Below are 11,094 nucleotides of genomic sequence, written 5' to 3'. Positions count from 1 at the left end.
TCTTTCTAATTCACGGTCTGACAAATCTTCCATGAATTGCAAAAGCAAACATTTAAAAAGACGCTGAACTCCATAACCTTTATAATTTGCAGGAGATTCAACGCTTTTTAATTCTTTCGCTGCCACCTCAAAATCAAATAAGTCTTTAAATTTGCGATATTGATGCTTTGGACTAACTAATTGATTTAAACTTACCATTGTAATTTGATGCGCTGAAGACATTTGAAAACCTCGTTCTTTTGAGATTTATTATAACAAAAATTACCTCATCTCGCAACGGTCCCATGAGCTGAAACAGCATCTGCATGCTTACCTGATGGCTTATAACTTCGCTAAACGACTTAAAGCCATCAAAGGAAAAACTCTTTGGCAATTTATTTTAAATCAGTGGACAATTCATCCTGAATATTTTATACTTAATCCTAACCAGTTCTTAGTGGGACTAAACAATTTATTATCCCGCTCCGTTGTAACATGCATCTTAGGTTAATACAGGCTGGACGCGCTTCACTAAAGAAGGGAGGAGGAGCAAAAGCTTTTGCAAATTTAAAACCTTTAGGATATGAGTATTCCGAAGGAATTTTGTGGGGGCACAAGGTGATTATTTACGCATCCAAAAATGAATCGGGCAATTTAATGATTTTAGCTTCTTGCGAAGAATTAGAGCAAAAAGCTTTTGAGAAATATAGACATAGGTGGGCTATCGAAAGGTTATTTAAACATTTAAAAGCGGCGGATTCAATAGACCTCTTTCGAAACTCGCTCATATGAGCAAATGCGAGGAGTATACGAAGCACAGAGCCGCAGCGTACATGAAGTACGTGAGGACTTGCGCATCGACAGCGTCGCCACAGTTGCCATCAGGAGTAGAGTTAGGAAAGAGGTCTAATATTGAAAAAAGCCGTATAACTTGCCATGAAAGGTATAAAAAATTGATCGCCTTAGCCGCAATTTCGGCTGCAATTATTATTAAAGGATTAATAGAAGCCGGCTATCAAAAGATACAAATGAAGAAAAAAGAAGAGGTAAAAGTTCCTATTTGGTCCCTTTTACCTTAGGCTTTGATAGGTTAAAATTCTGCTTTCGTGCAACCGTGAAGTGCTTTATCGAGACATTATCTCACAACTTAAGATTTCGTCTCCTTGCCGCTCGCTTCTTGGTTTCAACATCTTCAAGAATACTTACTATTCTGTCAAATACAGTTTTTGTTACTCCTGTCAATCTACGATTTTACTTCAATTTTGAACTAAAGTCTAGTTTCCGAAGAAGTCTATTCAAGGAATTTTTTAAGACCGCTTGGTATGACAAAAGATCTATCATTTCCCCAAACATAACTCTACGTTTCCATTTCTCGCGGTCCTCGCGCCCGGTTTTCATGAGCAAGCGCGCAAGAAAGTCGATCCAAACACACCTCCACTTTCCTCTCTGATCGCGACACCCAAACGCGACGCATCATCCGATCTCGGCTTACCACTAACCGTCGCATGCTGCGTCACGCCATCCTTATACAGTTTATGCAGATCCTGAATAATAATAACCATTGAATCAAACAAAAAGGCTGACTAAGCAAAAATGTCTAATCAAGCAACCACTATTACACCTGCTCCAAACATTGTGCCGCATATAATGTATTCAAACACGTCGACACTCTGCCCGCGATATCTTGGCGCACTTCAGTATCTGACTTCGGCTTACCGCTATCCCCTTCATGCTGCACCACACCATCCTTATACAGCTTATGAAGCTCTTCAACTATAGCATCAACACTGCGACTACCATCGCATAGCAGAGCGATGACGCGATCTATATCTTGCATCAGATACATAACAGCCACAGGAGAGGCGTATATAGCTCTCGTATCTATCATATGCCTATTAAACGGAGTAAGTTTCGGATTTTTAGTATTATCCCATGGTTTTCTTGTGAAAGTATAAGAAGTGCATTTTAGTGAACCACCGCACAACATTTGGAGTATCACGTCAGGAATCTGCCGTTCAATAGGATTAAGGATATCCATATGCTCAGAAGCAAGCAACCCTTTGACCCCCTGAACAAGCTCATTCAAAGACATCGGACGGAAAAGGTCTGTATTCAAATAACAAAGCGCAGCTTTAGCTATTGGGTGGTTAATACTAAATTCAGCCCCGGAGTTTCCGCGTAACTTCATGTCTGATTGATCTCTAATTCTGTCCTGCTGGATCGGCATGCCCGGGCTGTCTGGTACTGGCATGTACTCCGTATAAAAATACATATCTGAAATCTTATTCCAATCTAAAGTTCTATTCAACACGCAAGAGGCGTGAGTGAATAAATTAGATGCAAATCTAGTTCCGCGTATAAAATACAAATATTGCATAAGCTGACGTACATCTTGTACACTTTGCAATGCATCAACAGCAGCCTTAGGCATGTTTTGCAAATACATCTGCGCAAGATCCGTCTCTGCTAAATATTGCAGATTCTGCTTTTCACATATCTCAAGCACCTGATGGAAATGGAAAGGTTGATTGACTGTGGACAGGTGATCGTGTCTAAAATAGTGTCTAGGTTTACCTTCTAATATTTTTATTTCAGCATCAAGCGCCTGAGCATAAGGGGTCTTTTCCATTGCAGTACCAGTGACAGACCCTTTTATGAGAGAGAGCACCGCCAATGCTTGGTCTACCTTCTCATCCGGATTGACAATATTCCTAGTGTGATACATCATCACATCTCGTAAAGCACCCACTATACTCCATCCAGGCAGCGCATTGTAACTCACATAAGCCACTCCCTGCTCTTCTAGATTTTCTTTAAACACCCTCACAATTGCATCGCGTACATTTTCCGGTACCCATGAAAAGATGCCATGTGCAATGATATAGTCAAACTTTCCAAAGCCCTGGTCTACATCAGTAATAGATTTTGTGAGAAACTCAACATTTTTCAAGCTCATTTTTGCTTTGTTTTGGTTCGCAATCCTTATTGACTCGGCAGATATATCTATCCCAACAAAATGCGATTCTGGGAAGAGAGACGCAAAAAATAGTATATTCTCCCCAGTAGAGCAACCTAACTCTAATACCTTACATTTTTCAGCTGGTTTAGGCTTCATGCCAAAAAGAGTGGCTATTGATTGCAATAAAGCTGGGCTGGTAATGCCAAATATAGCAGCTGCATAGACTTGCTCGTCATAATCGTGAGCCAGGCTAGTTTCTTCGCTAGCATACCCACTAACACCCTTCGCAACGCCATTTTTAGTTTCTACATTATGTTGATTATGGCCCCCTATCATCTTTTCTTTATTTTTTTCCGACATATTTTTTGAACACAAAATAAATTAAATTACAAATACGACAATTATTAAAATTAGTATAAAAACCGAAGCTAACCTCATAAACACAAGAGGCAAAGCAACCTTGCGAGCACATCAACAGCTTAGTAGACTTCTTCGAAAACTCTGCTTCTTCATGCCGACTGTGGCGGCGCTGTTGATTCGAAAGCCTCACTTAACTTTCATGTACGCTTCATATACGCTTGATACGCTTGAAGTTCTGTGCTTCGCATACTCCTTGCATTTGCTCATCATGAGCGAGTTCCCAAGAAGTCTAGTTTTTATGAGGAGGCAAGCCAAGCTTGAAATTTTTATAAACCTTGGTAATGCAATCGTTTGTTACAGAACGCAAAACGCAGCGCCTCAAAACCTCCGTACATCTATCAAAACACTCAGTGGATAAAAGGAGTGCAAACAACCTAACCACTAAATACAGTAACGCACATTACCAAGACTAAAATACTCCAGACATTCTATCAGTCTTCAAATCGGATTTCAAGCTCAATTCCTTCCAAAAGTGTATACCACTCCCACACTCAATTGTAATAAATCAAATCCTTGGCTATTATGTTGCCTTTGTATAGAATTTTCTATAACTTTCGGGAGAAAAAATTTCGTAATATTTAAATTACAAAGTAATTCGATGGCCAAACTCTGACTAATACGATAGTTTATTCCAGCCCCAGCCTTGTATACAAATTGATTTGACCTGTAGGTTGCATCATCGCTTGATGATCTCGCCATACTTGAAGCAACGCCGCAACCAAATAAGAAAATAGGATTCACTACGTTATATGCATCGCATCGATATACCAAATTTAATAAAAAATTCTGACTTTTCTGAAAAAGATAAGGTCGATCGTATTTTTGAGGCATCTGCGCCTCAACATTTCTCCCGCTATCATTTATACAATTCCATTCCAACTCCAGAGCGATGCTTGGATAAAAATATCGCCCCAACTTGAGGCCGTATCCTCCCAAAGCACTCAAATCCCCTTGGAACCTAGCATTACTAGACACTAAAGAATTATAATATCCTAATACTCCAACATAGTAGTTCTGCGATGACGATATTTCAGATTTATACGCGTCAGTGCCATGTGCATATGGGTGATATAGAGATAGACTGAGCGCTAAAAATACGCAAAGTCTGAGACATATTCCGGCTATTGCACAAATCATATCAAAATGTTATAATTGTGTGATAAAAATCTTGTAATTAGAATATTAACCCGTTAACCATAAGGGATGCAAACCGAGTTATGACGCATTCACATACCACCAAGGAGATACAGCACAAGTCTTCATCAAATTTATTACACGTATCAGATGTGCATTGCGATTCGGCTCAGGAGTTTAGCGCTGCATTATCATCTGAAACTAAAATACGCCGCGAAAAGAACGTAGTGAGTAGCTCGTCTTCTGATAATAATAAAACTCAACGAGAGTCTAGAGAGGTGCAAATACGAGTTAACAAAAACAAAGGCAAGAGCGATGGCCAAAGCAAAGACAAAGATGAGAGCGGCACGCCTTCTGCCAGTCAACGCATCAAAACCGTAACTAATGAACGCGATGGTGGCGCCACGCACACCCAGCGCCCTCAGAAGAACGAGGTGCGTCAAAAAACTGGCAAAAAAGATGCCATAACCACTACAGATTCAAGTAGTAAGAAAGTTGAGTCTAAGGAAGAGGTGGTAACAATGCAAAATACAGAATTAGACGAAGAAGCTTGTGAATACGAGCAAATCTTTGCTAGTGAAGAGTGGTTAGATAAAGCAGAAGCTTTAGTATGCGAAGAGCAGCGCGATGAAGAAGGGGCGTTAGTATGCGGTGAAGAGCGCGATGAAGAAGCGTGTGAGCTATCTGACTCATTACTTCAGCAAGCATCAATGCTGGTTGCAACGCATGCTACAACGCAAGAAAGAGAAGTAAGGCTTGATACAGAAAATCATAGTGCGTTGCAGGAAACTCTAGCAATTAATTGTTCGGAAATCAAAACAGATGAAATGTTGCTGAATGCAATAGAAGAAAAAGTGATGCAAATAAAAGAAGGCATTACATATCATGACACTACCAAAGCGACGCAAAACGATGAGCAAAGCAACCTTCAATTATTAAACTTCAAGATGCAGGTGCAAGATGTTGCGTATAATACTCAAGGCAGTGCGTTAGAAAAAATTAACTCACAACAAATTATTTCACAACAGACCATCCATTCAAAAAATTTTGCGCAAGCTCAAAGTGAGCAATCGGCACCAGATTCTGCTCAGGCGTCTTATACATCAAATATAAGAGTTACGATAGAAAGTGATACGTCTAACTCTTTTAATTCTCAAGAATCTAGTCAATCATTTACAAATGAAGAAGGTGGTGCAGAATATTATGCGCAGCAAATAGTTAACAACTCGCAACCTCTCAACGCCAAGACATCTGCACAACTCGCCGCTATTGAAGCAGCAGCGGACAAATCTAGCGTCAACTCGCTTTCTTCTAATCTATCTATGGCCAAATCAGCTATGCAGGAAGTATCAGAAGTGTTTATAGCTAATCTATCAGGCATTTTAAGCGCTAGTCTTTGGCAGAGATCAGATGGTGCAATGGTTGTGAAAATAGGCGAGACTTCTTCTAAGTATTCTTTTGTGGCTGATCAGATAATTGAGACAGTGAATATTTGTAAAGTAATGACCCCACGTAAGATTACTATACAGATGAATCCTAGCTGTCTAGGTGAAATTTCTATTAATCTAGAATATGGTCTTGATGGCAAGATCAAAAAACTGAACTTTGCCTGCGCTCATTCCGACACTATGTGGATGCTACAACAAGATGCCAGGGAACTAAAGCATGCAGTTACTCAAATTGCACCAGATGCAGAGATGTATTTCTCGCAATCTGAATCAAGTTTCTTAAATCAACAAAATCATGGTAGTGAGCAACAGCAAAATAATGCTCGTAATGCTTATGCGCAGCACCTTTCTGGCGACGCTTATATTGAGGACTCAAGAAGTGATGTTGAGGATGAAATTATGATGCGATCTTAATTTATATCTTTACTATGGTTTAATGAAAGTTTAATTAAAAATTAAATAAAAATGGTTTGATATTCTATTAATATAATCTATTATTGATTTAATATTTATATAACTATACTATTAAGCACCATATATTCTTTATCTACACCCTTTTATTCATACGTTGGTTCGAAATCTATGGCTCCTACGCAAAAAATACACAACGATGCCCCGCACTTATTTACGCAAAAATACGATGCATCATCTAGAGATTTACATCATATAAAGCAACAGCAGACTGAACTTTTTGAATTGCATTTGAAAATGTCTTCGATAGAAAGTATGCAAAAAGCCGTAGCAAGTATCATGGGAATAGACGGTGGTCACTCCAATATGGCTGGGATGGAAGGTATGTATAAAACCATAGAGGTGATGGAAAAGAAGAACGAAACGCAAGCTAAAATTGAGCAGAGAAGCAGAGATATGGAGCGCGCGCATCATCAATCTCTTTTAGATAAGTTGCAAGAATTAAATGCCTGCATTGACCAAGAGGTCAAAGTAGACTCTAGCATACTTGAATATTCGGGCAGTGGCATGAGTATGCCAATTGAATATAAGGCATTAAAGACTGGTGCACTCGATGTTGCAGTTTTTTATAAAGACCAATGTATTTTTAAGCAAGAGGTCACATGCAAACAAGGGGAGAACCAGTATACATGGTCAGGTTATGACAATGATGGTATTCAGGCTGTACAAGACGTATATACCGTAAAGTTTACCCCAAAACAAGACAAAGAGCAACGAATTGAAACTATCAGCTATCACAAACTGAATGATATTAGTTTGTGTGATGGTCAGCTCTTAGCAATATGTGATAACAAAAAAGTATGTGGACATAGCATTTTTCGCTCCTCCATTAATAAACCACCGGCAGTATTTAGCGCAAATCCGTGCTCGTTAATTCAAAAAAACATTACTGTGGACTGTTCTATACCCACTGATTCTCGACGCAAGGATGGCACAATGGAGGTACGCTTCATCTCTCCTCGCGCCCTAAATAAAAACGAAAAATGTTTTGCTGTCTTATATAATCCCAAAACAAATACTGAGATCACTAGAGAGGCAGTGCGTAATTTACAATTGGGATATAATAATATTACAGTGCACAACGATCATTCACAGCCATCGGCTGATATACGCGCAAAAGTAGTGATTGTGGATGAAGATGGCGAGGAAACCAAAGTTAATAACGAGCATAGTATGGAGGTACGCGGAATAAGTAATGACGGTTATGTTCTAGATGAGCACAACAACGCCTTTCCAATAAATAACATCACATCTGTTGCTGTAGCATCAGACGCGAAAAATATACTCGATGCTTCACCTACAACAAATCTATTGGAGCAACGAGGAGTAGATCAAAAAAAATTAGATGACTTATCGTCTTTTATTGGTTCAACAGTAGAATGTCCTGTGCGTTTTACTAAAGACATGTCTGTTATACACGTCACCCCTAGAGCGCTCATACAAGAGCATCAAGGTATTTCTGAGGTTACAATTAATGTATGCAAATACGAGGATGATAAAAAGGATGGTAAAAAGAAGGAAGTTCTGCACACTATACTACCAGAAATACCATCTAGCATAAAGAAACCTTTCTCAATCGCGGAAGAATACAAAGATCTTTGCCGTGAGAGTAAAAGCGATGTCAATGCACGCATTAAATCCATGTCTGCTGGTGTTTTTAGTAGTTTTAAGGCTGTAAATGCTCTCGATCCCGCTAAAAAAATAGAATTTTTTACGACACTAAATACGATACAGAAAGAAAGTGGTATATGGTTAAGTAAGAAGCAAGAGCAAGAGGTAAAAGGGGCGGGTGACGAAAAAGCGCAAAAAGAAAAACGACAAGAATATCATCTTGAAAATCGCGGTCTTCTTGCTGTAACACTACCTGATGCCGAGATAAAGGCGCTACCACCAGAGCATTTTATAGAAATGACGATTACCACAGCGTCTCCTGACGGTAGTATTGGTCCTATACCAATCAGCAATCGTGAAAAAGTGCGAAATGCACAAGAAAGCGATGAAGAAGGCGTGTATCTTTTACACTTAGCGTCAGGCGGGCAGATAAAATCTAATAAGATTAATGGAATGTATAAATAAATATTTTTTTACACAACAAACATTAGACCTCTTGCATAGTAATAAGTAGGCGTAACTACAGTAAACTTATTTGAGGCTTGAAAATATTTCCTTGTAATTACCCTATAGTTCAACGCGTTTTATAATATCCGTCATCACTCTCCCTTGGTCCTTTTGCGCTAATAATGTCTAATAACTTACGTAAAAAAAATAAAGCTCCCGCCTCTCGTCCAACCCAAAGAGATGGCAAAAGCTATTATATGTATGGTACGCACTGCGTACTGCATGCCATGCAAAATGCTCACAGAAAAATACATAAAATTTATTGTACTCATAAGATATTTGCAAAATATCCTCTCATTTCCTCCTTCCCATTCGAAATTCTTGATTCTGCTAAAATAGCGGCTTTTGTCCCTAGGGATAATGCTCAAGATATTGTTGCCCTCGTCTCACCTATTATTTTTAATTCACTTTCAGCATTAGACTATACTTCCGATCCAAATATTATTTTTGTTTTAGATCAGCTACAGGACAACCAAAATATTGGCGGCATTATAAGAAGCGCGGCGGCTTTTGGTATTAACGGCATTATTTTAGCGCAGGATGGGAGTCCCGAGGAAAATGCAGTGATGGCAAAGGCGGCATGTGGTGGTATGGAGTTAGTGAAGATTGCGCGCGTAGTAAATTTAGCTCACGCATTACATAGCCTGAAGCAGCAAGGATTTTGGGTTATTGGAGCGCATAGAGTTAATCAAGATAGCTCTGAATCTGTCATGCAAAATTATAGCGAGCAGAACATTACGCCAGTAGCTACTCTTAAACTTTCTCAGGTTGAGCAATTAAAAAAAACAATGTCTGGCAAGGTAGTAGTGGTATTTGGCTCTGAAGCTAAGGGTATTCGTAGATTAGTGCAAGACTCATGCGACTATTTTCTTACAATCCCAATGTCTTCAGAAATAGATAGTTTAAATGTTTCTGTTGCAGCTGGTATAGTTATGCATACCTTTTCTTTCATTCGATCCTAAACCTCTTTTTACATCCAAAACGGTTCAAGGAAATAAAAATTTAATTAAAAGTTTAATTAATTTATCATGAGATGCACAAATTATGCTTGAGGATAAAAGATCTATGCAATCAAAAATATTGACACAATCAAAAGATCCAGTACAGGAAATATTAACTCATTATAGCTCTTGTTCTATTGGAATTAGATGCAAGTTGCATCAACTCTTAACTCATGGCGCGTTGGGTGGTAGTGGTAAACTGCTCGTTTTACCAGTGGATCAAGGTTATGAGCACGGACCAATCAAAAGTTTTGATCCAAATCCAGAAGCTTATGATCCCGACTACTATTTTAAACTTGCTATTGAATGTGGTTTTAGTGCTCATGCTGGTTTATTAGGACAAATAGAATGTTCGGTGGATAAATTCATTAATCGCATACCTATTATTCTTAAATTAAATTGCAATAATCAATTGAATCCACAGTTAAATTGTTTTGATTCTGCATTCACTGCATCCGTAAAAGATGCGGTGCAATTAGGTGCGATAGGGGTAGGCATTACCATCTATCCTGGGTGTGATAAAATGCACGAGATGATAGAAGAGGCGCGAGAAATAATATCTCAAGCAAATGACGCGGGCTTACTGAGTGTTGTTTGGTCTTACCCGCGCGGCGATGGAATTGAAAGACAAGATTCGCTGGAAAACTGTTGCTACGCAGCTTATATCGCTGCCAGCATTGGGGCGCATATTATTAAAATAAAATTCCCAACCGCAGATCCTATGCAAAATATTATTTCTGATGAGTCCGCTAAGTTATCTCGGCGCAATTCAAAAACCTCTGTATTCGATGAGCAAGTTGCCATGGTGCAAAAAATAGTGCAAAGCGCTTTTAATGGTAAAAGGATAGTGCTATTTTCTGGCGGTGCCAAGAAGGATGATGAAAGTTTATTGCAAGAAGCGCGAGCTATTGGCCAAGGGGGGGGGCACGGCTCTATTATTGGTCGTAATGCGTTTCAAAGGCGTTTTATAGATGCGTTAGGATTAGTAAATAGTATCAGGGGTATTTATGGCGCTGTTAACAAAATAATTGAGCAATAAAAGAGGCTTCAACCACAAAAGAAGAGAAGAGCTGTTGCGTAAGTAAGAACCAGTCACGTAAAATATTGAAATATAAAGAAGAATTGCTATAATAGGCGTCAAAAAAGAGAAAAGATGTCAAAAAAATATAGTAGCGACACTAGTGATAAAGAGTGGGAATTAATAGAAAAATAATATACAAGCGAAAAGGTAAATAAGGTCGGCTACCACCTAAGGATGCAAGAAGGCTATGGGATGGAATATTCTATGTAACAAAAAATGGCTGTTTTTGGCGAGATTTACCAAATGATTTTGGTGAATGGAAGAGAGTATTTAACTATTTTAATAGGCTAAAGCACAAAGGTATAATTGAAGATTTAATGAACGAAACGAGAACTAACATTAGGCTTCAAGTGGGCAAAGAAAGACCTCTTGCATAACCTATTCCGTGGGGTAATTTTGTTGTCAAAACTCCTTTGCGCTCCTCATATACTAGAGTATGCTGCGGCGCTCAACATCATTTTTCCTAAAAATTCCTCTTTCATT

Annotated in this window: 11 protein-coding genes and 1 pseudogene; 8 read left to right on the top strand and 4 right to left on the bottom strand. The window is 38.9% G+C overall.

Annotated elements, in window-relative coordinates; translation table 11 throughout:
* Positions 1-222, bottom strand: a 222-nt coding sequence (locus Sarmat_RS04350) for a hypothetical protein (protein ID WP_202149039.1), incomplete at its 3' end; no start/stop codon positions are given.
* Between the two features lie 94 nt (positions 223-316).
* Here Sarmat_RS04350 and Sarmat_RS04345 point away from each other — a divergent pair.
* From Sarmat_RS04345 to Sarmat_RS04335, 3 genes are read left to right on the top strand one after another with little or no spacing between them, the layout of a single operon-like run.
* Positions 317-490: a hypothetical protein gene (locus Sarmat_RS04345; protein WP_202149601.1), complete on the top strand. Its 174-nt coding sequence runs from the start codon at positions 317-319 to the stop codon at positions 488-490.
* Complete coding sequence (locus Sarmat_RS04340; RefSeq protein ID WP_202149600.1) at positions 475-771, top strand: hypothetical protein; 297 nt, start codon at positions 475-477, stop codon at positions 769-771. The genes Sarmat_RS04345 and Sarmat_RS04340 overlap by 16 nt, the downstream gene beginning before the upstream one ends.
* 41 nt (positions 772-812) lie before the next feature.
* The gene (locus tag Sarmat_RS04335) at positions 813-1,058 is read left to right on the top strand and encodes a hypothetical protein (RefSeq protein WP_202149599.1); all 246 of its coding nucleotides are present in this window, start codon (positions 813-815) and stop codon (positions 1,056-1,058) included.
* A gap of 315 nt (positions 1,059-1,373) precedes the next feature.
* Here Sarmat_RS04335 and Sarmat_RS04330 read toward each other — a convergent pair whose 3' ends face one another.
* The 3 genes from Sarmat_RS04330 to Sarmat_RS04320 all read right to left on the bottom strand — a co-directional run bounded on the left by Sarmat_RS04330 (position 1,374) and on the right by Sarmat_RS04320 (position 4,495).
* Positions 1,374-1,553, bottom strand: a complete 180-nt coding sequence (locus Sarmat_RS04330; RefSeq protein ID WP_202149598.1) for a hypothetical protein — start codon at positions 1,551-1,553, stop codon at positions 1,374-1,376.
* A gap of 41 nt (positions 1,554-1,594) precedes the next feature.
* On the bottom strand, positions 1,595-3,298 hold the full coding sequence (locus Sarmat_RS04325) for a methyltransferase domain-containing protein (RefSeq protein WP_202149597.1): 1,704 nt from the start codon (positions 3,296-3,298) through the stop codon (positions 1,595-1,597).
* A 516-nt stretch (positions 3,299-3,814) separates the two neighbouring features.
* Positions 3,815-4,495: an outer membrane beta-barrel protein gene (locus Sarmat_RS04320; protein WP_202149596.1), complete on the bottom strand. Its 681-nt coding sequence runs from the start codon at positions 4,493-4,495 to the stop codon at positions 3,815-3,817.
* Between the two features lie 80 nt (positions 4,496-4,575).
* On the opposite strand from Sarmat_RS04320, the gene Sarmat_RS04315 reads away from it, so the two are divergent.
* From Sarmat_RS04315 to Sarmat_RS07365, 5 genes and pseudogenes are all read left to right on the top strand, one after another.
* Positions 4,576-6,354: a hypothetical protein gene (locus Sarmat_RS04315; protein ID WP_202149595.1), complete on the top strand. Its 1,779-nt coding sequence runs from the start codon at positions 4,576-4,578 to the stop codon at positions 6,352-6,354.
* A 168-nt stretch (positions 6,355-6,522) separates the two neighbouring features.
* Positions 6,523-8,487, top strand: coding sequence for a flagellar hook assembly protein FlgD (locus Sarmat_RS04310; RefSeq protein ID WP_202149594.1), 1,965 nt, complete (start codon positions 6,523-6,525; stop codon positions 8,485-8,487).
* Positions 8,488-8,651: 164 nt separating this feature from the next.
* Positions 8,652-9,491 carry a 23S rRNA (guanosine(2251)-2'-O)-methyltransferase RlmB gene (rlmB, locus tag Sarmat_RS04305; protein WP_202149593.1) on the top strand — a complete coding sequence of 280 codons (840 nt, stop codon included), beginning with the start codon at positions 8,652-8,654 and terminating at the stop codon, positions 9,489-9,491.
* Positions 9,492-9,594: 103 nt separating this feature from the next.
* Entirely contained in the window at positions 9,595-10,569 is a 975-nt protein-coding gene (locus Sarmat_RS04300) for a class I fructose-bisphosphate aldolase (RefSeq protein WP_202149592.1), read from the top strand.
* Between the two features lie 215 nt (positions 10,570-10,784).
* Positions 10,785-10,988 (top strand): annotated as a pseudogene (locus tag Sarmat_RS07365) (transposase); the annotation flags it as partial.
* Positions 10,989-11,094: the final 106 nt, after the last annotated feature.

Origin of the sequence: Candidatus Sarmatiella mevalonica (assembly GCF_016751895.1) — a bacterium.
Lineage (GTDB): Bacteria > Pseudomonadota > Alphaproteobacteria > Rickettsiales > Rickettsiaceae > Sarmatiella > Sarmatiella mevalonica.
Note: the sequence above shows the minus strand (reverse complement) of the source record. Positions and strands in the feature narration are given on the sequence as shown.